Source organism: Collimonas pratensis (assembly GCF_001584185.1).
GTDB classification, from domain to species: domain Bacteria; phylum Pseudomonadota; class Gammaproteobacteria; order Burkholderiales; family Burkholderiaceae_D; genus Collimonas; species Collimonas pratensis.
This window is the reverse complement of sequence record NZ_CP013234.1, coordinates 3,648,273-3,673,423: the sequence shown is the minus strand read 5'-3', so window position 1 is coordinate 3,673,423 and position 25,151 is coordinate 3,648,273. Positions and strand designations below refer to the sequence as shown.

The 25,151-nt window shown below is 60.8% G+C and carries 16 protein-coding genes; 10 read left to right on the top strand and 6 right to left on the bottom strand.

Going from position 1 to position 25,151, the window contains the following annotated elements:
• Positions 1–50: 50 nt before the first annotated feature.
• Together CPter91_RS16440 and CPter91_RS16435 are read right to left on the bottom strand one after the other, a co-directional pair.
• On the bottom strand, positions 51–833 hold the full coding sequence (locus CPter91_RS16440) for a 3-hydroxybutyrate dehydrogenase (RefSeq protein ID WP_061942072.1): 783 nt from the start codon (positions 831–833) through the stop codon (positions 51–53).
• A gap of 16 nt (positions 834–849) precedes the next feature.
• Positions 850–1,590: an acetoacetate decarboxylase gene (locus CPter91_RS16435; RefSeq protein WP_061942070.1), complete on the bottom strand. Its 741-nt coding sequence runs from the start codon at positions 1,588–1,590 to the stop codon at positions 850–852.
• A gap of 555 nt (positions 1,591–2,145) precedes the next feature.
• Here CPter91_RS16435 and CPter91_RS16430 point away from each other — a divergent pair.
• Positions 2,146–3,474 (top strand): dicarboxylate/amino acid:cation symporter, encoded by a 1,329-nt coding sequence (locus tag CPter91_RS16430; RefSeq protein WP_061942067.1) that lies wholly within the window; start codon positions 2,146–2,148, stop codon positions 3,472–3,474.
• Between the two features lie 143 nt (positions 3,475–3,617).
• On the opposite strand, the gene CPter91_RS16425 is transcribed toward CPter91_RS16430, so the two are convergent.
• Complete coding sequence (locus tag CPter91_RS16425) at positions 3,618–5,306, bottom strand: peptide chain release factor 3 (RefSeq protein ID WP_061942065.1); 1,689 nt, start codon at positions 5,304–5,306, stop codon at positions 3,618–3,620.
• 284 nt (positions 5,307–5,590) lie between these two features.
• Between CPter91_RS16425 and CPter91_RS16420 the strand changes: the two genes are divergently transcribed.
• The gene (locus CPter91_RS16420; RefSeq protein ID WP_061946333.1) at positions 5,591–7,012 is read left to right on the top strand and encodes an alkaline phosphatase family protein; all 1,422 of its coding nucleotides are present in this window, start codon (positions 5,591–5,593) and stop codon (positions 7,010–7,012) included.
• Positions 7,013–7,019: 7 nt separating this feature from the next.
• Here the strand turns inward: CPter91_RS16420 and CPter91_RS16415 are convergent, their stop codons facing one another.
• The gene (locus CPter91_RS16415) at positions 7,020–7,268 is read right to left on the bottom strand and encodes a hypothetical protein (RefSeq protein WP_061942063.1); all 249 of its coding nucleotides are present in this window, start codon (positions 7,266–7,268) and stop codon (positions 7,020–7,022) included.
• A 247-nt stretch (positions 7,269–7,515) separates the two neighbouring features.
• On the opposite strand from CPter91_RS16415, the gene hrpA reads away from it, so the two are divergent.
• From hrpA to CPter91_RS16395, 4 genes are all read left to right on the top strand, one after another.
• Positions 7,516–11,487 carry an ATP-dependent RNA helicase HrpA gene (gene hrpA, locus CPter91_RS16410; protein ID WP_061946331.1) on the top strand — a complete coding sequence of 1,324 codons (3,972 nt, stop codon included), beginning with the start codon at positions 7,516–7,518 and terminating at the stop codon, positions 11,485–11,487.
• Between the two features lie 110 nt (positions 11,488–11,597).
• Entirely contained in the window at positions 11,598–12,164 is a 567-nt protein-coding gene (dcd, locus tag CPter91_RS16405) for a dCTP deaminase (protein ID WP_038490827.1), read from the top strand.
• A 22-nt stretch (positions 12,165–12,186) separates the two neighbouring features.
• Complete coding sequence (locus CPter91_RS16400; protein WP_335340102.1) at positions 12,187–13,386, top strand: DUF2863 family protein; 1,200 nt, start codon at positions 12,187–12,189, stop codon at positions 13,384–13,386.
• A gap of 77 nt (positions 13,387–13,463) precedes the next feature.
• The gene (locus CPter91_RS16395; RefSeq protein ID WP_061946329.1) at positions 13,464–13,676 is read left to right on the top strand and encodes a DUF1653 domain-containing protein; all 213 of its coding nucleotides are present in this window, start codon (positions 13,464–13,466) and stop codon (positions 13,674–13,676) included.
• Between the two features lie 88 nt (positions 13,677–13,764).
• Here CPter91_RS16395 and CPter91_RS16390 read toward each other — a convergent pair whose 3' ends face one another.
• Together CPter91_RS16390 and CPter91_RS16385 are read right to left on the bottom strand one after the other, a co-directional pair.
• The gene (locus CPter91_RS16390; RefSeq protein WP_061942059.1) at positions 13,765–16,029 is read right to left on the bottom strand and encodes an arginine/lysine/ornithine decarboxylase; all 2,265 of its coding nucleotides are present in this window, start codon (positions 16,027–16,029) and stop codon (positions 13,765–13,767) included.
• A 275-nt stretch (positions 16,030–16,304) separates the two neighbouring features.
• On the bottom strand, positions 16,305–16,817 hold the full coding sequence (locus CPter91_RS16385) for a dihydrofolate reductase (RefSeq protein WP_061942057.1): 513 nt from the start codon (positions 16,815–16,817) through the stop codon (positions 16,305–16,307).
• A gap of 374 nt (positions 16,818–17,191) precedes the next feature.
• Between CPter91_RS16385 and CPter91_RS16380 the strand changes: the two genes are divergently transcribed.
• The 4 genes from CPter91_RS16380 to CPter91_RS16365 all read left to right on the top strand — a co-directional run bounded on the left by CPter91_RS16380 (position 17,192) and on the right by CPter91_RS16365 (position 25,130).
• Positions 17,192–18,760: a glucan biosynthesis protein G gene (locus CPter91_RS16380; protein ID WP_061942055.1), complete on the top strand. Its 1,569-nt coding sequence runs from the start codon at positions 17,192–17,194 to the stop codon at positions 18,758–18,760.
• A gap of 53 nt (positions 18,761–18,813) precedes the next feature.
• Positions 18,814–21,339, top strand: coding sequence for a glucans biosynthesis glucosyltransferase MdoH (mdoH, locus tag CPter91_RS16375; protein WP_099047305.1), 2,526 nt, complete (start codon positions 18,814–18,816; stop codon positions 21,337–21,339).
• 136 nt (positions 21,340–21,475) lie between these two features.
• Positions 21,476–23,107, top strand: coding sequence for an OpgD/OpgG family glucan biosynthesis protein (locus tag CPter91_RS16370; RefSeq protein WP_061942052.1), 1,632 nt, complete (start codon positions 21,476–21,478; stop codon positions 23,105–23,107).
• A 145-nt stretch (positions 23,108–23,252) separates the two neighbouring features.
• Entirely contained in the window at positions 23,253–25,130 is a 1,878-nt protein-coding gene (locus tag CPter91_RS16365; protein ID WP_061942050.1) for an ABC transporter ATP-binding protein, read from the top strand.
• The last annotated feature ends 21 nt before the right edge of the window (positions 25,131–25,151 follow it).

Sequence of the window (25,151 nt, the reverse complement as noted above, 5' to 3'; positions counted from 1 at the left end):
AATATTTTCTTGCCTTCTTGTTCACGTCAATGACTGCAAGGGCGTGACGATTACTGCATGAACCAGCCGTGGCTGACCACGATCGATTGGCCGGTCAGCGCGTTGGATTCGAAGCCACCGAGGAAAATCGCCGTCTGAGCAACATCATGGACGGTGGTGAATTCGCCATCCACGGTATCTTTTAGCATGACAGTCTTGACCACCTGGTCTTCGGTGATGCCGAGTTCCTTGGCTTGCTCAGGGATCTGCTTTTCTACCAGCGGGGTGCGGACGAAACCCGGGCAGATGACATTGGCGCGGATCTTGTCTTTGGCGCCTTCCTTGGCCACCACCTTGGCCAGGCCGATCAGACCGTGCTTGGCAGTGACGTACGGCGCCTTCAGCGGCGATGCTTCGTGCGAGTGGACCGAGCCCATGTAAATGATGGAACCGCCGTTGCCCTTCTTGATCATTTCGCGCATTGCCGCGCGGGTAGTCAGGTAGGCGCCGTCGAGGTGGATCGCCAGCATTTTTTTCCAGTTATCCAAGGTCGAGTCGACGATAGGGGCGATGATCTGGATCCCGGCATTGCTGATCAGGACGTCGATGCTGCCGTAGGCGGCGACAGTGTCGGCGATGCCTTTGTCGACCTGCGCTTCGTCGGTGACGTTCATGGCGACTGCCATGGCGATCCCGCCAGATTGCGTGATTTCATTGGCGGTGGCGGTGGCGGCATCGAGCTGCAGGTCGGCGATCACGACCTTGGCGCCGGCGCGTGCGTATTCAATGGCGATTTCCTTGCCGATGCCGCTGGCGGAACCGGTGATCAGTGCAACTTTATCTTTGAGTGACATGGCTATTCCTTTTTGGTTACTTGGCAAGATAATCGTAAGCGACTGTGCCTAACGGCAAAGTCAGGTCAGACAAAATGTGTACTGCGGAGATGACTTCCAGTACCGGCAGGTCGGCGATAGGCGCCAACGCATGCGGATGCAGGTCGAGCGCGCCAGGGCCGCTCCAGGCGCCTTTAACGGTGATGTCGGTCAGGCTGTACTGTACCAGTTCGCAGATGCGCGGGCTGCCGTCGACATGCGGAATGATTTTCAGAAGGAAGGCAGGTGTTTCCAGCGATTTCTTGATGACGTCGTTGTCGAGCGTCTTGTGCTTGTAGCCCATGGTGCCGGTGGCGATGCGGAAGTCGCTGTAGTCGAGCGTGCCCATCAGGGTGTCGGTATGGACCTGCAACTCCGGGCTGCCGAGTTTCTTGGGGAAGCCCCACAGTTCACGGCCGCCGGCGATCGGCGGGTGATCGTTCAGATACATGCTGTGCACATAGCCGCCGGCGACGCCGTTCAGCGTGACTGGAATCACCTGGCCCGATTCGCAGTAATGACCGAAGCCGGTGGAGTCCGGCATCTTGATGAATTCGAATTTGACGATGGGTTCGATGAACTGCAGCGGTTCCGGGATGATTTTCCTGAGCGCTTCCGGATCGGTGCGGTAGGTAATGATCAGGAATTCGCGGTCAACGAAGCGATAAGGGCCGGGCGGAAAGGCCGGATTGTGGATGGGCATCGCAAAAGCATTTTTGCGGACTTCGTTTTCAGTCATATATCTTCCTCGTTATGAAAAGACCTGCTGTACGGCTTGTCTCTGACAGCTTAAACAAGCGAAAGGTTGCCACTACTTTCCATCTCCCGTGTGGAGCCGCGTTCCGGCTTGCGCCGCAACTGCTGGATTGCTTAAATGGCAATTCAAGGCACACGCTTTGACGATTCAAGATACACGTACATTGTGACAAGGTTATCTCGAGCCCCGCTTGTCAAATATCCCATGCTGGAATTTACTTGAAGAGCAATACGGCACAGAATGCAATTATATTCAGAGTCGCCATTTCGAGTGGTGCACTGCAAGATGATTGCACAAAATGCAATTTCCTGCCGATGCGCTTAAATAACTTGAGCGGTGGTAGCGTTATCAGCTAAAGTTGCGCTCTTTTTCCATCTTTCGTTTGGCGGCATCGGGGAGGATGCAGCGGATGGAAACTGCAAAGATATACATAGCTTTAGCAACAGGATGCAGCGCAAGGCAGTAAGATCAAGGTCGAGGCCATCATCGGGCCGCGGCGATATTCTAAAAAGAACGTAATCTAATCGGAGAGGACAAATGGCAAAACCAGCGCTCTACAAATCACTCTATGTACAGGTATTGACCGCCATCGTGATCGGCGTCGTGCTGGGACATCTCTATCCGGAAACCGGAGCCGCCATGAAGCCGCTCGGCGACGGTTTCATCAAACTGATCAAGATGATCATCGCGCCGGTGATTTTCTGCACCGTGGTGATCGGCATCGCCGGCATGGAAGACATGAAGAAAGTCGGCAAGACCGGCGGCCTGGCCTTGCTGTACTTTGAAATCATGAGCACGGTGGCGCTGATCCTCGGCCTGGTGGTGGTCAACGTCTGGCATCCGGGCACCGGCATGCACGTCGACCTGAGCTCGCTCGATACCAAGAGCCTCGCTGCCTACACCGGCCCGGGCAAGATGGAGTCGACGGTCGACTTCTTCTTCCACATCATCCCGAGCAGCATGATCGACGCCTTCGCCAAGAACGAGATCCTGCAGGTGCTGCTGATCGCGATACTGTTCGGTTTCTCGCTGCATAAATTCGGCGGCCGCGGCACGCTGGTGTTCGATTTCATCGAAAAATTCTCGCATGTGCTGTTCGGCATGGTCGGCCTGATCATGAAGGTCGCACCGATCGGCGCCTTCGGCGCGATGGCTTTCACCATCGGCAAATACGGCGTCGGCTCCTTGCTGTCGCTGGGCCAGCTGATGGGTGCTTTCTACCTGACCTGTTTGCTGTTCATCTTCGGCGTACTGGGCGTGGTCGCCAGGGTGCACGGCTTCAGCGTCTGGAAGTTCGTCAAGTACATCAAGGAAGAACTGCTGATCGTACTCGGCACGTCGTCGTCGGAATCGGTGCTGCCGCGTCTGATGGGCAAGCTGGAAAACCTCGGCGCCAAGAAGTCGGTGGTCGGCCTGGTGATCCCGACCGGTTATTCCTTCAACCTGGACGGCACCTCGATCTACCTGACCATGGCCGCGGTCTTCATTGCCCAGGCGACCGATACGCCGATGTCGCTGATGCAGCAGCTGACTCTGCTGGCGGTCCTGCTGCTGACTTCCAAGGGCGCGGCAGGCGTGACCGGCAGCGGCTTCATCGTGCTGGCGGCGACCTTGTCCGCCGTCGGTCACGTACCTGTGGCCGGCCTGGCGCTGATCCTCGGCATCGACCGTTTCATGTCGGAAGCGCGCGCGCTGACCAACACCATCGGCAATGGCGTAGCGACGCTGGTGGTGGCGAAATGGACCGGCGAGCTGGATGAAGAGCAGCTACACCGTCAGCTGGATGGCAAGGCCGTCGATGCGGATCAGGAACTGGCTGTGCACGACGCGGCGGTGGCGCAGGCGGACCAGCGCGATCACGCGTAATTTGTAGGGTGGGCAATTTATTGCCCACCCTGTCGGGTTAGCCCGACCAGGCGAGCTAGATTTCGCGTGGGCATTGATGCCCACCCTGCATAAAAAAAGGAGATGCAATCGCATCTCCTTTTTTACATCTGCAGCTTGCCGGCTTAGCCCAGCTTGGCCGCATGCTCCCGGGTCTCATGAAACACCACCAGCGGCCAGCGCTCCTGCGTCAGGCGCAGGTTGACGCCGGAAGTAGCCAGGTAAGCCAGGTTGCCGGCGGCGTCGTAAGCGAGATTGTTGCCGGCCGTGGATTTCTCGAAATCGGCCAGGATCTTCTTGTCCTCGCAGGTAACCCAGCGCGCGCTGCTGATGCTGGTGCCTTCGAACACGGCGTCGACGCCATACTCATTGAGCAGACGGCTGGCCACCACTTCAAACTGCAGCACGCCGACCCCGCCCAGCACCAGGTCGCTGCTGGTGACCGGCTTGAATACCTGGATCGCGCCTTCTTCGCCGAGCTGCTGCAAGCCCTTGTGCAGCTGCTTGATCTTGAGCGGATTGCGGATCCGCACCGAGCGGAAGAAATCCGGCGCGAAGTAGGGGATGCCGGTGAACTGCAGCAGCTCGCCTTCGGAGAAGCTGTCGCCGATCTGCATGTTGCCGTGGTTGGGCAAGCCGATGATGTCGCCGGCGTAGGCTTCTTCCACCTGTTCGCGGCTGGACGCCATGAAGGTCACCACGCTGGAGACCTTGATGTCGCGATTCAGACGCAAATGCTTGATCTTCATGCCGCGCTGGAAGTGGCCGGAGCAGACGCGCAGGAAAGCGATGCGGTCACGGTGGGCCGGGTCCATATTGGCCTGGATCTTGAAAACGAAGCCGGAGAAACTGGCTTCCTTCGGTTCCACGGTGCGCACGGTGGCGTCGCGTGAGCCAGGCGGCTGCGCCCAGTCGATCAGCGCATTGAGGATTTCGCGGATACCGAAGTTGTTGATGGCGGAGCCGAAGAAGACCGGGGTCTGCACGCCGGCCAGGAAGGCTTCCTGGTCAAACGGATGCGAGGCGCCGTGCACCAGTTCGACTTCCATGCGCAGCTGTTCGATTTCGCGCGGGAACATTTCATCCAGGCGCGGATTGTCGATGCCCTTGATGACTTCAAAGGTCTGGTCGGCCTTGTCGCTGCCGGCGGCGAACAGCAGGATCTCGTCGCGCAGCAGGTGATACACGCCGCGGAAAGTCTTGCCCATGCCGATCGGCCAGGTCACCGGCGCGCACTGGATCTTCAGCACCGATTCCAGCTCGTCCAGCAATTCCAGCGGATCGCGGGTTTCGCGGTCCATCTTGTTCATCAAGGTGATGATCGGCGTGTTGCGCATGCGGCAGACGTTGAGCAGCTTGATGGTCTGCGTTTCCACGCCCTTGGCGGCGTCGATCACCATCAGCGCCGAGTCGACCGCGGTCAGCACGCGGTAGGTATCTTCCGAGAAGTCCTGGTGGCCCGGGGTGTCGAGCAGGTTGACCACGTGGTCGCGGTACTCGAACTGCATGACCGAGCTGGCGACCGAAATGCCGCGCTGCTTTTCGATGTCCATCCAGTCCGAGGTCGCATGGCGGCCGCTCTTGCGGCCCTTGACGGTGCCTGCCAGCTGGATCGCGCCGGAAAACAGCAGCAGTTTTTCAGTCAGCGTGGTTTTGCCGGCGTCCGGGTGAGAAATGATGCCGAAGGTGCGGCGGCGCGCCACTTCGCTGGCGATCTGCTCGACGGAGACATTGTGGGCGATGGTGTCGGCGCTATCGGCCGCGCCAGCGTCAACGCCGGTAACTTCCGGCTGCTCGGAAACGGGTTCTTGCATGATGCGTGGTTCAGGCGGTCTCGGCCGCCTGCCTTGATAAATAGAGGTACGGGAAAAAGGCAAGCCTGGCTACCGCCGCTGTGCGGGCGGTATTTGCTTCCAATAACCCGCGATTATAACGTATGTGAGGGGGCGGCAGCCCTTTTTCGGGCGTCTGACGGCATGGCCGGCGGCGCTGTTCAGTGTCGAAATGGCATTGATTTCACTGCCATTTATGTCAGGTGCCGGGCCGTTTTCTTGATCTTGGCCGGGGGCGTACTACACTCCTCCAAAAGGGGATGCTCATGGGAAAGATCCTGCCGCAGGTCGAGCACATCGTGGTGGTCATGCTGGAAAACCGTTCGCTCGACAATATGCTGGGCTGGCTGTATGCGGACGGCAGCGCGCCCGCCGTGGTCTTGCCAAACAACAGCGCCAGGCAGTTTGACGGCCTGCATGCCGATATGTGGAACCCGGTGAATGCCGGCTATTTCTGCGGCGATCCGCCGCAAAAGGCGATGGTCGGGCGCGGTACTGTTTGCGGCACCATACCCGATCCGGACCCGGAGGAAACCTTCGATAACGTGAGCTATCAGCTGTACGGCCCGCAGGCCCCGGCTGCGGCGCCGTCCTGGCCGATGCAGGGCTTCGTCGTCAACTACGCCACCACCAACACCGCCGACGCCACCCAGGTCATGCAGTGCCATGACTGCTGTCAGATTCCGGTGCTGGCGGCGCTGGCGCGGCAATATGCGGTGTCCGACGCCTGGTTTGCGCCGGTGCCCAGCCAGACCTGGCCGAATCGCGCTTTCGCGCACGCCGGCACCTCCAACGGCCGCATCAACAACGGCAGTCCGCCGGATCCCTTCGCTTGGGATGTGCCGACCATCTACAACGTGCTGCAAGCGATTGGCAGCAGCTGGTCGGTATACAGCGATACGCTGCTGACGCCGTCGCTGACGCGCACCATGTTTCCCAAGCTGTGGGATCCGCTATTGAATGCGCACTTCAGCCGTTTCACCGAATTTGTCGATGCCTGCGCCTGCGACACGCTGCCGGCCTACAGCTTCATCGAGCCCTGCTTCATGCTGCAGCCGAACGACCAGCATCCGCCGCACGATGTCCAGGCGGGCGAGGCCTTCCTGCACGAGATCTGGACGGCAGTCAGCACCTCTCCGGGCTGGAACCGGACCTTGCTGATCATTACCTATGACGAGCATGGCGGCTGCTACGATCATGTCTTGCCGCCAGCGGGCGCGCAGCCGCCGGACGCCGCTAGTGCGCCGGGCGACGGCGGTTTCGGATTTGACCGTTTCGGCGTGCGTGTGCCTGCGGTACTGGTGTCGCCCTATATCGCCGCGGGCACGGTATTTCGCTCCGGCAGCGGCGTCCCTTGCGACCATACTTCGATATTGGCGACCTTGCGCGACTGGATCGGGATAGCGCCGGCGGACATGTTGCCCAGCAAGCGCATCGCTGCGGCGCCGACGCTGGAGCAGGTGCTGACGCTGGCGACGGCACGCGGCGATCTGCCGTCAATTGCCGTGCCGGCGGCAAATTGGCAGCCGCCGCCGATGTCGACGCCGCTCAACGATCTGCAGAAAAGCCTGGTGAGCGGCTCGGCGCGACGCTTCGGCCTTGATCCGGCAACGACCCTGAACGGCATCCAGACGCGCCAGCATGCGATAGATTTCTTCAAGCGCCGGCCGACCAAGGTCAATTCTTGAACCTCATTCAGCGTCCGGGGACAAGCCCGTTTCCGGGGCCAACGTATGGCGTGATCGTGCTGCCGTAACTGGCAGGCAACAGCGGCTCGTTGGACTGGTCGCCGCTTGCTTTCTTCGCATGGCTAGGAATAATCGAACCGGTGAGATATTGCTTGGGCCCGGAACTGGCCGCGGCGTCAGCATCGGCATCGGCAGGGCTGCTGGCGCAGGCAGACAAAAGCGGCAGGCTAAAGGCGAACAGCAGGTTAATCTTCATGTGGTCGTTCCATCACGGTGAAAGGGTGGCCGGCAGCCAGGACCCGCTTGCCGCGGATTGATTGCTGTCAGGAGAGTGATTGTTTCTTTTTGGAAATTTAGGTTAGCATATTACTTCTGTTTTGCCAGCCAGAATTTTGCTGGGGCAATATCCGGATCGGCCAGCGCACAGGCAGCGGCCGCTGGCGCCTCCATAAGATGCTCATAGATGCTCATCCATGGATGACGCTCTGTATAATCCCATCCTCATGTCAACACCAGAACCCATTAAATCACCGCGCCCGCGCGAGATAACGCCACCGCAGCGCAACCCCTTGCCGCCGATTGTCTTCCCCGAGGAACTGCCGGTTTCGGGGAAGCGCGCGGAAATTTCTGCTGCCCTCAGCGCCAACCAGGTCATCATCGTCTGCGGCGAAACCGGCTCCGGCAAGACCACGCAGCTGCCGAAGATCTGCCTGGAGCTGGGCCGCGGCCTGCACGGCATGATCGGCCACACCCAGCCGCGCCGGATTGCCGCGTCCTCGACCGCCAAGCGCATCGCCCAGGAACTCAATTCGCCGCTGGGCGAACACGTCGGCTACAAGGTGCGTTTCAACGACACCTTGACCAAGGGCGCCTGGATCAAGCTGATGACGGACGGTATCCTGCTGGCCGAGACCCAGACCGACCCCTTGCTGCGCCAGTACGACACCATCATCATCGATGAAGCGCACGAACGCAGCCTGAACATCGATTTCCTGCTGGGCTACCTGAAGCAGCTGCTGCCCAAGCGGCCCGACCTGAAAGTGATCATCACCTCGGCCACCATCGATGCCGACCGCTTTGCGCGCCATTTCGGCAGCGCCGATGGCACGCATACTCGGCCAGCGCCGGTGATCGAGGTGTCCGGCCGCCTGTATGAAGTCGAAGTGCGCTACCGTCCGGTCGATAATGCCGATCGCAGCGGCACCGCTCCAGCCAACGCGCCTGCTGCGGCCAAGCCGAATGCGCCGCAGAGCGCGGCCCAGCGCGACCGCGAACAGCGCGATCTGATGGATGCCGTGGTCGACGCCGTCGACGAGCTGGCGCGCATCGGTTCCGGCGACGTGCTGGTGTTCCTGCCGGGCGAACGTGAAATCCGCGACGCCGCCGAAGCGCTGCGCAAGCACCATCCGGCCCATGTCGAAATCCTGCCTTTGTTTGCGCGCCTGTCGGCGCAGGAGCAGGAGCGGGTGTTCAAGGCGTCCAACGCGCGGCGCATCGTGCTGGCCACCAACGTCGCCGAAACCTCGCTCACCGTGCCGGGCATCCGCTACGTAGTGGATGCCGGCCTGGCGCGCGTAAAACGCTACAGCTACAGGAACAAGGTCGAGCAGCTGCAGATCGAATCGATCGCGCAATCTGCCGCCAACCAGCGTGCCGGCCGTTGCGGCCGGGTGGCGGCAGGCGTCTGCATCCGTCTGTATGAAGAGCAGGATTACCTGCAGCGGCCGAAATTCACCGAGCCGGAAATCCTGCGCTCGTCGCTGGCTTCGGTCATCCTGCGCATGAAGTCGCTGCACCTGACCGATGTCGAAACCTTTCCCTTCATTGAACCGCCACCTGGCCGCGCCATCGCCGACGGCTACCAGCTGCTGCAAGAGCTGGGGGCAGTGGACGACAACAACCAGCTGACCAAGACCGGGCGCCAGCTGGCCAAGCTGCCGCTGGACCCGCGCGTCGGCCGCATGATCCTGGCAGCACTGGACAATGTCTGCCTGAGCGAGATGCTGATCATTGCGGCGGCGCTGTCGGTGCAGGATCCGCGCGACCGGCCGCTGGAAGCGCAGGGCGCGGCCGACCTGGCGCACAAGAAATTCGCCGATGAAAAATCGGAATTCCTCAGCTACCTGAAGATCTGGAAATGGTTTGAAGACGCCATCGAGCACAAAAAAACCAATCGCCAGCTGATGGATAATTGCCGCGCCAATTTCCTCTCGCAGCTGCGGCTGCGGGAATGGCGCGACGTCCATTCGCAGCTGCTGACGATTGTGCGCGAGCAGGGCTGGCGCCTGAATGAAGCGCCGGCCACCTACGAGCAATTGCATTGCGCCTTGCTCACCGGCTTGCTCGGCAACGTCGGCTTCAAGGCCGACGACGATCCGCATTATCTCGGCGCGCGCGGCATCAAGTTCTACCTGTGGCCGGGTTCGCATTTGCTGAAGAAGGCGGGCAAGTGGGTGATGGCGGCCGAACTGGTCGACACCAGCCGCCTGTATGCGCGCTGCATCGCCCAGATCCAGCCGGAATGGCTGGAAAAGGTCGGCGCTCATCTGCTGAAGAAGTCGTATGGCGAGCCGCGCTGGGAAAAGCGCACGGCGCAAGTGTCGGCGTCCGAGCGCGCCACCTTGTACGGGCTGGTGGTGTACAGCCAGCGGCGCATCAATTTCGGTCTGATCAATCCGACCGAAGCGCGCGAAATCTTCATCCGCGATGCGCTGGTCGGCGGCGAGTTCGATACCCGTGCGCCATTTTTCGCCCACAACCAGAAACTGATTCGCGAGATCGAGAACCTGGAGCACAAGTCGCGCCGCCTCGACGTGCTGGTGGACGACGAACTGATCGCAGCGTTCTATGACAAGCTGCTGCCGGCCGATATCTGCAACGGCATCACGTTTGAAAAATGGCACAAGGATGTCAGCCTGCAGACGCCCAAGCTGCTGTTCCTCAACCGCGACGAGCTGATGCGGCATGAGGCTGCCGGGATCACAACCGAACTGTTCTCGAAAGTGATGCGGGTGGCAGGCATCGAGATGGGCTTGTCGTATCACTTCGAGCCCGGCACGCCGCGCGACGGCGTTACCCTGACGGTGCCGCTGTATGCGCTCAACCAGGTGTATGCCGACCGCTGCGACTGGCTGGTGGCCGGCATGCTGAAGGAGAAAGTCCATCTGCTGCTGAAATCGCTGCCGCAGAAAATCCGCCGCAACTGCGTGCCTTTGCCGGATTATGCGGCAGGCTTCTGCGAACGGATTCAGGCCCGCCACGTGTTCGGCCACGGCAATCTGCTGGATGCGCTGATGGCGGATATCCGCACTGAAACCACGGTGATTGCCCGCAGCACCGACTTCAAGCTGGAAACCTTGCCGGCCCATCATTCGATGAACTTCAAGATCGTCGACGAGCATGGGCGCCAGCTGGACATGGGACGCAACCTGTCGGCCTTGCAGGACGAGTTTGGCGGCCAGGCGCGTGAAAGCTTCCAGAAGCTGGCGGAAAACACGGTGGTGAGCAGCGATGTGCCACAAGTATCGGCACAGGTGTCGGCGCAGCAGGGGACGCAGAAAGCCGGCACCGGCAAGCCCGCCGCCAAAGGAGCGGACGCCGCGCCAGCCAAGCCAGCAGGCCAGTACAGCATGCTGACCAGCTGGACCTTCGGCGAACTGCCGGAGCTGCTGGAAATCCAGCAAGGCAAGCAGACCCTGATCGGCTTCCCGGCGCTGGTGGACAAGGCAACCCATTGCGACCTCGAAGTCTTCGACGATCCGAACGAAGCGGCGCGCATCCACCGCCTCGGCTTGCGCCGTCTGTTTGCCTTGCAGCTGAAAGAGCAGCTGAAATTCCTGGAAAAGAATATTCCGGGCCTGCAGCAGATGGGCATGCAGTTCATTGCCCTCGGTTCGCAGGAAGAGTTGCGCGACCAGATCATTTCCGCCGGCCTGGAACGCGCCTGCCTGCAGACGCCTTTGCCACGGAATGCGGAGCAGTTCGCGCAACGCAAGGATGAAGGCAAGTCGCGCCTAGGTTTGCTGAGCAATGAAATTGCCCGGCTGGCCGGCCTGATCCTGGCCGAATACCACGGCTTGCCGAAGAAGCTGCAAGGGGCCAAAGGCCATGCGCAGGCGGTGGCCGATATCCAGTCGCAATTGCAGGCGCTGGTCGGCAAGCGTTTCATCGCCGACAACGACTATGGCAACCTGACGCATTTCCCGCGCTACCTGAAGGCGATCAACGTCAGGTTGGAGAAATTGCGCGCAGATCCGACCCGCGATGGACGTTTGTTGGCGGAATGGCTACAAGTAGCCACGCCATGGCAGCGCGCGCAAAAAGACCGCGGCAGCAAGAATTCCGATCCGAAGATGAATGAATTCCGCTGGCTGCTGGAAGAGTTGCGGGTCTCGCTGTTTGCGCAGGAGTTGAAGACGCCGATGCCTGTCTCGGCCAAGCGCTTGCAAAAAGTGTGGGAAACCATGCAGCGCTAGGCTGGACAACGCACGGATTGAACCGAAGCCGGCGAGATAGCCGGTTTAAAGGCTATTTGGCGTAAAATTGCGCAAAATATATACCTAACCCCACTAATTGATAGAAAACAATGACGATTAAATCCGACAAATGGATACGCCGCATGGCGCAGGAAACCGGCATGATCGAGCCTTTCGAGCCCGGCCAGGTGCGCGAGGCCAACGGCCAGAAGATCGTGTCTTACGGCACCTCGTCTTACGGCTACGATATCCGCTGCGCCAACGAATTCAAGATCTTCACGAACATCAATTCGACCATCGTCGATCCCAAGAACTTCGATGAGAAATCGTTCGTCGATTTCAGCGGCGACGTCTGCATCATCCCGCCGAATTCCTTCGCGCTGGCGCGCACCATGGAATACTTCCGCATCCCGCGTAGCGTGCTGACCATCTGCCTCGGCAAGTCGACCTACGCGCGTTGCGGCATCATCGTCAACGTCACCCCGTTCGAGCCTGAGTGGGAAGGTTACGTGACGCTGGAGTTTTCCAACACCACGCCGCTGCCAGCCAAGATTTACGCCGGCGAAGGCTGCGCCCAGGTCTTGTTCTTTGAAAGCGATGAAATCTGCGAGACTTCCTACAAGGACCGTGGCGGCAAGTACCAGGGCCAGCACGGCGTCACTTTGCCGAAGGCCTGAGATGCCGAAGAACAAGCGGCCTGTGCCACGGAAATCCAGCGTTTCCCCCGAAGACAAAGACGAAGCCGTCACCCAGCATCTGTGCGACCTGGCGATCGACCTGGCCGAGCAGGATGGCGAGGAAGCCGAAGGCGTCGCCGCCGGCGCCGCCTTGCAGCAGGCCGGCATCGATTTCCACAAGAGCATCAAGAAAAACCTGCAGCAGAAGAAGGACGACATCCTGTACGACGCGATCGAGCGCACCAAGTACGCCGATCTCGACGCCTGGCGTTTCCTGAAAGAGCAGGTTGAAGAAGCGTCCGAGATTTTGCTGGTGCGCCGCGATGAGGGCAAGGTGCTGGAGCTGAATGCCTTTGTGGTACCGTTCTTCGCGCACGCCCGCGGCGGCCTCAAGCGCGAGCAATGCTTTCAGGACCAGGAAGCCTTCGATGCGCTGTCCGCCAGCTTCAAGCAGGCGCAGCTGGAAGGACCAGATGCGACCGTGGTGCTGGTCAGCCACGCCTATCATCTCGACGAAATCGACAGCATCCGCTACAGCCATCTGTTTGAAATGAACCGCGACGCTTTCGGCGCCATGGCTGACAAGAAGCTGGCGGCCACCACCGCTATCGAGCGCAGCATCAGCGGCTGGCCGGACAATCAGTTCGGCGCTGACGACGATGCGGTCGAGCTGCGTTTCCTGCTGGGCTTTTCGCTCAAGGCGACCGACGACGCGTTTTATACGGTGCCGGAAGATGAAGCCGGCGCCGATGCTTATTTCACTGCGCGGGAAGAGCGTTTCCATGGCTGGACCGAACAGGTCGCGCCTTTGTTGAAGCGCTGCCTGGTCACCGATGGCAGCGAAATCGACTTGCATTTCCTCTACCAGGACCTGTTCCATGGCGGTAAGGAACGCGGCATTGCCGAGTACTTCACGCTGCAGATGATGTCCGAACTCAACCACGGCCTCGACCAGCATGGCGTTGCGTCTTTCGACGCCAATGCCGTGGTCGGTCCGGCCGATGTGCGCGGCGACATGGTCTTGCGGGTGAATTTGTACGGCAAGGACGGTACCTTGCTGGCCTCCTCGGAAAAGCCGCTGGCTGCCGGCGCCGACCTGCAGATCGAAGTCGACGATACCTATGACGCGCTGCGCACCATCGGCGTCACGACGCTGGCGGTGGCAGTCAGATTTGAAGCAGACGGCCAGCCGTCTGAAATACAGCCATACGAGGTCACCTAACGAGACGAGTAGGGTGGGCAAGAGTCTTGCCCACCCTACGGAGTTGTTTGGATATGCATCACATGTTGGAGAATCAAGTGACTGAAGACGACGCAAAGAAGATTGCCACCCACCGCCATTACAAGGGTGGCTTGTACCGCTACATTGGCCTGGCAAGGCATTCGGAAACTGAAGAAGCCATGGTGGTCTATGAACACCTGTGGCCGCATACCCCGGGCTTGTGGGTGCGGCCGGCCGAGCTGTTCAACGGCTTGCTGGAAAACGGCACACGGCGGTTCGCGCCGTTGTAAAGTCAAAGCCTCAAAACTGAGGCATAAAAAAAACCGGGAGGCTTGATCGAGCCTCCCGGTTTTTTATTAGCCATGCTGGCTGTGGAATTTACTGTCGCACGCAATCCACGAAGTAATCCCGCTTGCCATTCACTTCCCGTTTCACCAGGCCATGCACGTCGGTTTCAAAGCCTGGGAATTTCTCGTTGAAATCGCGCGCGAACTTGAGATAGTCTACGATGGTCTTGTTGAAGCGTTCGCCTGGAATCAGCAGTGGAATGCCTGGCGGGTAAGGTGTTAGCAGGATCGAGGTGACGCGGCCTTCGAGCTGGTCGATAGGGACGCGGTCGATTTCCCGGTGCGCCATCTTGGCGAACGCATCGGATGGCTTCATGGCCGGCTGCATGTCGGACAAATACATCTCTGTCGTCAGGCGCGCCACGTCGTAGGACTTGTAGGTTTCGTGGATCTGCTGGCACAGGTCGCGCAGGCCAAGCCGTTCGTAACGCGCGTTCTTGCCGTGGTTGGCGGCGGCGAACTCGGGCAGGATGCGCCAGATCGGCTGGTTCTTGTCGTAGTCGTCCTTGAACTGCTGCAAAGCGGTCAGCAGGGTGTTCCAGCGGCCCTTGGTGATGCCGATGGTGAACATGATGAAGAACGAGTACAGGCCGCACTTCTCGACGATGACGCCGTGCTCGGCCAGGTACTTGGTGACGATCGAGGCCGGGATGCCGCTCTCGCCGAACTTGCCTTCCAGCGACAGGCCGGGGGTGACGATGGTAGCCTTGATCGGATCGAGCATGTTGAAGTTCGGCGCCAGGTTGCCAAAGCCGTGCCAGTCGTCCTCGGCGCGGATGACCCAGTCTTCGCGGCTGCCGATGCCGTCTTCCGAGAAGCTGTTCGGGCCCCACACCTGGAACCACCAGTCCTTGCCCCATTCCTCGTCGATCTTCTTCATGGCGCGGCGGAAATCCAGCGCTTCCAAAATGCTTTCTTCCACCAGGGCGGTGCCGCCCGGCGCTTCCATCATCGCTGCGGCGACGTCGCAGGAAGCGATGATGGAATACTGCGGCGAAGTCGAGGTGTGCATCAGGTAGGCTTCGTTGAAGGCATCCTGGTCCAGCTGCACGCTTTCCGATTCGCGCACCAGGATCTGCGAGGCCTGCGACAGGCCGGCCAGCAGCTTGTGGGTCGACTGGGTCGAGAAGATCATCGACTTCTTGGCGCGCGGGCGGTCCTTGCCGATCGCGTGCATGTCTTTGTAGAAATCGTGGAAAGTCGCATGCGGCAGCCAGGCTTCGTCGAAGTGCAGGGTGTCGATCTCGCCGTCCAGCATGTTCTTCAGGGTCTCGACGTTGTAGATCACGCCATCGTAGGTCGATTGCGTGATGGTCAGGATGCGTGGCTTCTTGTTGACCGCTTCGCGTGCAAACGGATTGGCTTCGATCTTCTTGCGGATGCTTTCCAGCGTGAATTCTTCCAGCGGGATCGGGCCGATGATGCCGAGGTGGTTACGGGTCGGCATCAGGAATACCGGAATGGCGCCGGTCATGATGATCGAGTGCAGGATCGATTTGTGGCAGTTGCGGTCGACCACCACGATGTCGCCCGGCGCCACGGTCGAGTGCCACACCATCTTGTTGCTGGTGCTGGTGCCGTTGGTGACGAAGTAGCAATGGTCGGCATTGAAGATGCGCGCGGCGTTGCGCTCGGAAGCGGCGACCGGGCCAGTATGGTCGAGCAGCTGGCCGAGTTCTTCGACGGCGTTGCAGACGTCGGCGCGCAGCATGTTTTCACCGAAGAACTGGTGGAACATCTGGCCGATAGGCGACTTCAGGAAGGCCACGCCGCCCGAGTGTCCCGGGCAGTGCCACGAGTAGGAGCCGTCCTGGGCGTAGTGCACCAGCGCGCGGAAGAAGGGCGGCGAGAGGCCGTCCAGGTAAGATTTGGCTTCACGGATGATGTGACGCGCCACGAATTCCGGCGTGTCTTCGAACATGTGGATGAAGCCGTGCAGTTCGCGCAGGATATCGTTGGGGATATGGCGCGAGGTACGGGTTTCGCCGTACAGGTAGATCGGGATGTCGGCGTTCTTGTGGCGGATTTCTTCGACGAAGGCGCGCAGCGATTTCAGCGCGTGGTCGGTTTCCTCAAACGAACCGGCGCCGAATTCTTCGTCGTCGATCGACAGGATAAAGGCGGAGGCCCGCGATTGCTGCTGGGCGAACTGCGACAGGTCGCCGTAACTGGTCACACCCAATACCTCCATGCCTTCGGTCTCCATGGCGTCGGCGAGTGCGCGGATGCCGAGGCCGGAGGTGTTTTCGGAACGGAAGTCTTCGTCAATGATGACGATGGGGAAGCGGAATTTCATCGAGGTCTCCAAGAGACGGTGGTTGATAACAAGGCTGCGGACAGGGCCGTGCGACGGCGGTTAAAAAACATTGTCCCGCTGCGCCAGGGCGGTCGCGGGTGTTGCCTGGGTAGGGCAAAGCAGCCTATCGTTTTCAGCACGCGTATGGATAATTGCCGCACTCGCGGCCGTGCTGAAAAAGAAAGTCGAATTTTCGCAGATATGCACGAAATTGGGGATAAAGATGAGGGAATTCCTGCAGAAAACAACAGATGTCATTCCGTCATCGGATCGGGTCAGCTGCTGGCCTCGCTGACGCTGGCCGGGCGGCGCTGGTAGACCACGAAAGCGTAGTCGAAACCGTTGGCGTCGGAGTGGTGGTTTTCGCGCGAGATTTCCTGCCATTGCGACGGATCGCGGGCAGGGTAGAAAGCGTCGCAGTCGAAGCTGTGACGGATCTCGGTGACGATCAGGCGCTGCGCCAGGTCTTGCGCCGCGGCGTAGATCTCGGCGCCGCCGATGATGAAGGCTTCGGCATCGCCGGCCAGCGCAGCGGCAGCGGCCAGCGACGGCGCGCTTTCGATGCCCTCGTGGCGCCATGCAGGATTGCGGGTGATGACGATATTGCGCCGGTTCGGTAGCGGCCGCCCGATCGACTCGAAAGTCTTGCGGCCCATGATGATGGCGTGGCCCGAGGTGGTGCGTTTAAAGTGCGCCAGATCCTCCGGCAGGCGCCAGGGCAAGGTGTTGCGGATGCCGATGCCGTTGTTGGCGTCGATGGCGACAATAATCGTGAGGCGTGAGGTCATGGGCGCTGTTGCATGAGCCCGCGGTGAGCGGATTTATATTAAAAGCGTGATCTTACTATAAGTTACGGATGGAACTTTGTCGCCGATGCTTGCTCTTAAAAGCCAGGGCCTGTTAACCTAGGCCAGGGTATTTTGTGGATTTGGCGTGCATCGGCTTAGTGCCAGGCGCCATTCTGCTGCCAATTTGGCAATTTCTGCCAATCAATTTTGCAAGTCTTTGTCGCTGCTGGTGCCTGGACTGAGGCGCCACAGCTTGCTCATTGCCGGATGGATATAAAAAATTATAGAACACTGATAGACTACCGCTTGCTCTCGACGCTGCCCACAAGGCTTGGTCGGGCAGGTCAATCAAAGCAGTGTCAGATGGGAATCCAATGTATTTGAATTTGTCTCAGCGGACGCAATCGCGTATTTCCGCTCTAGCGCGGGCGCGCATCGCCGTCCTGCCATTGTCCGCGGCGCTGTTGTTGTCCGCCACCGTCGGCAGCGCGTTTGCCTTTGACTTCGATAACGTTGCCAAGCAGGCAAAGGAGCTGGCAGCCAGCTCTTATAGCAAGCCGGAAGGCAGCCTGCCCAAGGAAATCGCCAATCTCGATTACGGACAGTACAAGGAGATCCGCTTCCGCCCGGAGAAATCCACCTGGCGCAGCCAGAAATTGCCGTTCGAACTGGCATTTTTCCATCAGGGCTATGCCTTTGACCAGCCGGTAAAGATCAACGAAATCAATGGCCAGAGCGTGCGCGAAATCCGCTTTGACCCCAACGATTTCGATTTCGGCGCCCTCAAGGTTGACCCGCGCAAGATGCGCGGACTGGGCTTCGCCGGCTTCCGCGTGCATTTCCCTTTGAATACGCCGAAATACAAGGACGAGGTCTTATCTTTCCTTGGCGCCAGCTATTTCCGCGGGCTAGGCAAGGACCAGACCTATGGCTTGTCAGCCCGGGGCCTGGCGATAGACACCGGACTTAGCTCCGGCGAAGAGTTTCCGCGTTTCACCGAATTCTGGATCGAGCGGCCCAAGGCCAGCGACAAGGACCTGACCATCTACGCGCTGCTCAACTCGCGCCGCGTGACCGGCGCCTATCGCTTTGTGCTGAAGCCGGGCGTCGATAGCACGGTCGACGTCAAGGCCCAGCTGTACCTCCGTGAGAATGTCAGCAAGCTCGGCCTGGCGCCGCTCACCAGCATGTTCCTGCATGGCGACAACCAGCGCTCGCCGATCGACGACTATCGGCCTGAAGTACACGACTCCGACGGCTTGTCGGTGGCTTCCGGCACCGGCGAGTGGATCTGGCGGCCGCTGGTCAATCCCAAGCGCTTGCTGGTGACCTCTTATTCCTTGAGCAATCCGGCCGGTTTCGGCCTGATGCAGCGCGACCGCAGCTTTGCCAGCTACCAGGACCTCAACGCCCATTATGAAAACCAGCCCAGCGCCTGGGTCCAGCCCAAGGGCAATTGGGGCAACGGCAGGGTAGAACTGGTGCAGATTCCGACGCCGGATGAAACCAATGACAACATCGTTGCCTTCTGGGTACCGGAAACGCAGCCCAAGGTGGGCCAGCCATTCAATCTGGAATACACTTTGTCATGGCAGAAGGATGCGGAAAAGCGGCCGCCCCTGTCATGGGTCACGCAGACCCGGCGCGGACTCGGCGTGTTGAAGAAGACCGATGACAACGTCATCGGCCTGGTGGTCGACTTTGAAGGCCCGGTGTTCAAGAAGCTGTCGGACAAGGTGCAGCCGGAAGGCGTGGTCAGCGCCGACGACAACGGCAAGGTGCTGGAGGCCAAGGTGGAGCGCAATGATGTTACCGGCGGCTGGCGCATGACGGTGCGGGTGCGCCGCAACGAGGACAACAAACCTGTCGAGCTGCGCGGCTTCCTGCGCGGCGGCAGCACCACTTTATCCGAGACCTGGAGCTACATATTACCGCCCAACTAAATCGCACGCCGATGTCACCGCCGAGTGCAGCAGAGCTGCAGAATTCGCCCGTCATGATGCCTGAAACCAGTGAGCGTTATCTCGATCGCTTGCCGCTGTCGGCAGAGCGGCGTGCTGCTTTGTCTGCGCAGCTGCAGGCGGGCGGCGACAGTTCCATGGCCGCTGTGCATCAGGCGTTGGCGGCTGGCAGCGCTGATGGCGAGCTGTCGGCACTGGCCCATGCCAATCCGGCCTATGGTTCGGTCGCCGCCCGCCTGCAGCTGGCGTTTGCCGAACCAGCTTCGGCACAGCCGGTGCCCGAGATCGGCACCGACGCCAGCGGCCTCTCGCGCATTGCGATTGCGCCGCCGCTGCAGCGCACGCCGATTGTCGCCCATCCTTGGGGCACCTTGAATCCGCTGGTGCGCTGGATAGAAACCGCCAACAGTAAATTCGACCGCCGGCCGCGCGCCAAGCAGCGCCGCTACAAAAAGGCTGCGCGTTCGACCGCGCTGCCGCAGCCGGAGCCCATGCCGGCCGCCGAAGCCGACAGCCAAGACCAGCACGAGAGCAAGTCGCGCGGCAATCTGCGCCGCATTGTGCTGCTGATGCTGATGCTGGCGCAGACCGCGATGGCCACTTATTTCATGAGCGCCGTGCTGCCCTACCACGGCGACAAGCCGCTGGAGCTGGTCACGCTCGGCTTGTTCGCACTGCTGTTCTGCTGGGTCTCGGCCGGTTTCTGGACCGCCATGGCCGGCTTCCTGGTGCTGATGCGTGGCAGCGACCGCTATGTGATTTCACGCGAAGAAGCGGCGCCGGGGCCGATCCCGGCCAGCGCCCGCACCGCTATCGTGATGCCGATCTGTAATGAAGACGTGACCCGGGTCTTTGCCGGGCTGCGCGCCACCTACGAGTCGGTGGCGGCCAGCGGCGAGCTGGACCGTTTCGACTTCTTCGTGCTGAGCGACAGCGGCGATAGCGATATCTGCAGCGCCGAGCTGGATGCCTGGGCCAGCCTGTGCAAGACGGTGGGCGGCTTCGGCCGCATTTTCTACCGCCACCGGCGCCGTCGGGTCAAGCGCAAGAGCGGCAATATCGACGATTTCTGCCGGCGCTGGGGCGCCAACTACAGCTACATGATCGTGCTCGACGCCGACAGCGTCATGAGCGGTACCTGCCTGGCCACATTGGTGCGCCTGATGGAAGCCAATCCGACCGCCGGCATCGTCCAGACCGCGCCGCGCGCCGCCGGCCGCGATACCTTGTATGCGCGCATCCAGCAGTTCTCGACGCGCGTCTACGGTCCCTTGTTCACCGCCGGCCTGCATTACTGGCAGCTGGGGGAGTCGCATTACTGGGGACACAACGCCATCATTCGCCTGCAGCCGTTCATGGAGCATTGCGCGCTGGCGCCGCTGCCGGGCGAGGGCGCGCTGGCCGGCGAGATTCTCTCGCACGATTTTGTTGAAGCAGCGCTGATGCGGCGCGCCGGCTGGGGTGTCTGGATCGCCTACGACCTGGCCGGCAGCTACGAGGAAATGCCGCCCAACCTGCTGGACGAACTCAAGCGCGACCGCCGCTGGTGCCAGGGCAACCTGATGAATTTCCGCCTGTTCCTGGCGCGCGGCATGCATGCCGTGCACCGCGCGGTGTTCGTGACCGGTGTCATGGCCTATCTGTCGGCGCCGCTGTGGTTTTTGTCGCTGCTGTTGTCGACGGTATTGCTGGCCGTGCATACGCTGGTGGCGCCGGAATATTTCGTGACACCGGGCCAGTTGTTTCCGGTGTGGCCGGAATGGCATCCGGAGCGGGCGCTGGCTTTGTTCAGCGCCACCGCCACCTTACTGTTCCTGCCGAAAGTGCTGAGCGTGGTGCTGATCTGGGCCAAGGGTGCGCGCGAATTCGGCGGCGCCTTCCGACTGACCCTGAGTATGATCATGGAGCTGCTGTTTTCGATGCTGCTGGCGCCGGTGCGCATGCTGTTCCATACGCGCTTCGTGGTCGGCGCCTTTCTGGGCTGGACCATCAGCTGGAAATCGCCGCCGCGCGAAGATGCCGAAACCAGCTGGGGCGAAGCCTGCCGCCGGCATGGCGGCCATACTTTGCTGGGTTTGCTGTGGGGCGGTGGCGTCTACTGGCTGGAACCGGGCTTCCTGTGGTGGCTGCTGCCTATCGTCGGTTCGCTGGTGCTGTCGATTCCCTTGTCGGTATTTTCCAGCCGCGTGACGCTCGGCCGCAGTTTCCGCCATGCGCGTCTGTTCGTGATTCCGGAGGAAGTCGATTTGCCGCCCGAGCTGGCGGCGACCACGGTGTATAACGACAACGGCAAGAAGCTGGCGAATTTCAGCGACGCGGTGGTGGATCCGGTCATGAATGCCTTGTTGTGCGCGGCGGTGACAGCGCGACCGGCAGTGCCGGCGGCGACCCAGGCGGCGCGCGCAGCGCTGCTCGACAGCGCCTTGAAAGGCGGCCCCGACGGCCTGACGCCGCGCCAGAAAAATGCGCTGCTGGATGATCCTTTGACCTTGTCCCGCCTGCATTTCGAAATCTGGAATTCCGAGCAGGTTAACCGGCGCTGGCGCTCACAACGAGCGTAAGCCCGCTGCGCTGGTTTGCAATACGCCGCACCGGGATGCATATTTTTCTCATGAAGCCGCACGGCGGGATGCAGGCAAGAACTCTTGCCGCATCTCTCCGCCTTAGCGTTCTTCTCACATTATGGGGACCCCATCGATGACAAATCGCCGCACATTTCTGCAATCCGCCGCCGCCTCCGCAATGTTTGCCGCCCTCGGCATTCCGCTCGAAGCCATTGCCGCCAACCGCGTGAAGTTCGGCGCCGCGTCGGCCTTTTCTTTCGAGACCTTGATTGAGCAGGCGCGCACGCAAGCCGCTGCACCTTATAAAGTGCAGCAAACCGCGCCGCGCGAGATTCTGGAAAAAATCGATTACGAAGCGCACGGCAAGATCAAGTTCAAGAATGACTATGCGCTGTTCGCGGATGGCGCGGGACAGTTTCCCTTGACCTTCTTTCATCTGGGCCGCTATTTCCAGGCGCCGGTGCACATGCTGCTGGTCGACGGCAGCGGCGCCGACGCCAAGGCGCGCGAGATCGTCTACGACGAGAGTTATTTCGATATGCCGTCGGACAGCCCAGCGCGCCAGCTGCCGCGCGGCAGCGGCTTCGCCGGTTTCCGTTTTCAGGAAAGCCGGAAGGACGATCAGGCCAAGCTCGATTGGCATAAAAACGACTGGGTCGCCTTTCTGGGCGCTTCGTATTTCCGCGCCATCGGCGACCTGTATCAATACGGTTTGTCGGCGCGCGGCATCGCCATCGATGTCGCGCAGGCCGGAAAATCGGAAGAATTCCCGAACTTTACCCATTTCTATTTCACGGCGCCGGAAGACGGCAGCGATACCGTCGTGATTTATGCGCTGCTGGATGGCCCCAGCATTTGCGGCGCCTACAAATTCGTCATGCAGCGCAGAGCTGGCGTAACTTCCGGCGTAACCATGGAAGTCGAGACCGCCTTGTTTTTACGGCGCGACGTCGAACGCCTGGGCATTGCACCGGCAACCTCGATGTTCTGGTTTTCCGAGACGGTAAAAGGCACCGGCGCGGACTGGCGGCCGGAAGTGCACGATTCCGATGGCCTGGCGATCTGGAACGGCAGCGGCGAGCATATCTGGCGGCCGCTGAACAACCCGGCGAAAACCACCGCCTCGGCTTTCGGCGACAACAACCCGCGCGGCTTCGGCCTGTTGCAGCGCGACCGTGTGTTCGATCATTATCAGGATGGCGTGCATTATGAGCGCCGCCCGAGTCTCTGGGTGGAGCCTCTGGGTGGCTGGGGCGAGGGCGCGGTGCAACTGGTCGAAATCCCGACCGACGACGAGATCCACGATAACGTTGTCGCCATGTGGGTGCCGCGCGCCAAGGCTGTCGCCGGCAGCAGTTACCGCCTGCGTTACCGCCTGCATTGGCAGCAGGATGAACCGTTTCCGACGACGCTGGCCCGCTGCGTCGCCACCCGTCTCGGCAACGGCGGCATACCGGGTCAGCCGCGTCCGCAGAATGTCCGTAAATTCATGGTGGAGTTCAAGGGCGCACCGCTGGAAAAACTGGCGTTTGGCGAGTTGCCGGAGGCAGTCCTGACCACTTCGCGCGGCAAATTTTCTTATGTCTTCACCGAAGCTGTCCCTAACGGGGTGCCCGGCCATTGGCGTGCGCAGTTCGACTTGACCGCCGACGGCGCGGAGCCGGTCGATCTGCGCCTGTTCCTGCGCTTCAAGAACCAGCCGCTGTCGGAAACCTGGCTGTTCCAGTATCTGCCGTTCAAGACACGCACGGTATATGAAGGGTGATGCGTTAGCCTGACCTGGCCGCCGGTGCCCCGGTTTTCCCCCGTCGTGGCGATCATCCGCGGCCGGGGCATTTCGAAACAACTGATCAATTTGCAATATACTGTCGGGTTGGGGCCGGCCTGCCGGCCTGTTTTGGAGTTTCCCCATGTTTGCCTGGTTCGAAAGACTACTGCACCCTTATCCTGATACCGTCATGACGCCGCCGCCGCGCGGATTTTTTGCGTTTGTCTGGGCCTGCACCAAAGGCTTGCGCCCTTATATCATCGCCATGACCCTGCTGACGGCTGTCACCGGCGCCTTCGAGGCTTTGCTGTTTGCCATGATGGGCCGCATCGTCGACTGGCTCGGCCATGCCGAACCGTCCACGCTGTGGACGCACGAAAGCAGCAACCTGCTGTTGCTGGCAGCCGTATTGCTGGCCAGTCCTATCGTGGTCGCCCTGCAAAGCATGTTCAAGCAGCAGGCGCTGGCAGGCAATTTCCCGATGCTGCTGCGCTGGAAATTCCATCGCCTGATGCTGAACCAAAGCATGCATTTTTATCAAGATGAATTCGCCGGCCGGGTCGCCACCAAAGTGATGCAGACTTCACTGGCGGTACGCGACGTCTGCATGATCCTGTGCGACATCCTGGTGTTCGTGGTGATTTACTTCTTCACTATGGTGGCGGTGGTGGGCAGCTTCAGCGGCTGGATGCTGGTGCCGTTCCTGAGCTGGCTCGCCTTGTATACGCTGGCGCTGCGCTATTTCGTGCCGCGCCTGAGCAAGGTCGCCAAGACCCAGGCCGATGCGCGTTCGCTGATGACTGGCCGCATCACCGATGCGTACACCAATATCGCCACGGTCAAGCTGTTTTCGCACGCCGGCCGCGAAGCCGGTTATGCACGCTCGGCGATGCAGGAATTCCTGCAGACGGTGCATGGCCAGATGCGCCTGGTGACCAGCTTTGAAATCGTCAACCACACCCTGAGCATGCTGCTGATCCTGAGCACGGCCGGGGCGGCGCTATGGCTGTGGACCCAGGGCCAGGTCGGCATCGGCGCGGTGGCCGCGGCGACCGCGATGGCCTTGCGCCTGAACGGCATCTCGCACTGGGTGATGTGGGAATTCGCTTCGCTGTTCGAGCAGGTCGGCACGGTGCAGGATGGCATCAATACCTTGTCGCGGCCGCACGCCGTCCTGGACCAGGCCGACGCCAAGCCGCTGCAGGTCAGCCAGGGCCGGCTCGATTTCGAGCAGGTCGGCTTTGCCTACGGCGGCCAGCGGCCGGTGATCGACCAGTTGTCGCTGCACATCCGCCCCGGCGAAAAGATTGGCCTGGTAGGCCGCTCCGGCGCCGGAAAATCGACCATCGTCAATCTGCTGCTGCGCTTCTACGATGTCGAGCAGGGCCGCATCCTGATCGACGGCCAGGACATTGCGCATGTGACCCAGGACAGCCTGCGGGCGCAGGTCGGCATGGTGACGCAGGATACCTCCCTGCTGCATCGCTCGGTACGCGACAATCTGCTCTACGGTCGCCCGGACGCCACTGATGCCGACATGCTGGCGGCGGCGCAGCGGGCCGAAGCGCACGAATTCATCCTGACCCTGACCGATCCGAAGGGCCGCACCGGTTACGACGCCCACGTCGGCGAACGTGGCGTCAAGCTGTCCGGCGGCCAGCGCCAGCGTATCGCGATTGCGCGCGTAATGTTGAAGGATGCGCCTATCCTGTTGCTGGACGAAGCCACCAGCGCGCTCGATTCGGAAGTGGAAGCGGCGATCCAGGCTAGCTTGTACCGCCTGATGGAAGGCAAGACCGTGGTAGCGATCGCCCACCGCCTGTCAACCATTGCCGCGATGGACCGTTTGATTGTGCTGGACAAGGGCCGCATCGTCGAACAGGGCGATCATCGCAGCCTGCTGGCGCAAGGCGGCCTGTACGCGCGCTTGTGGGCGCATCAGAGCGGTGGCTTCCTGGGCGAGGAACCCGATGAAGAAGCTGCCCCGGCTGCCGGCACTGCGCAGGCGGAACTGGCTTGAGCCGGTACTGTCTGAATTTAT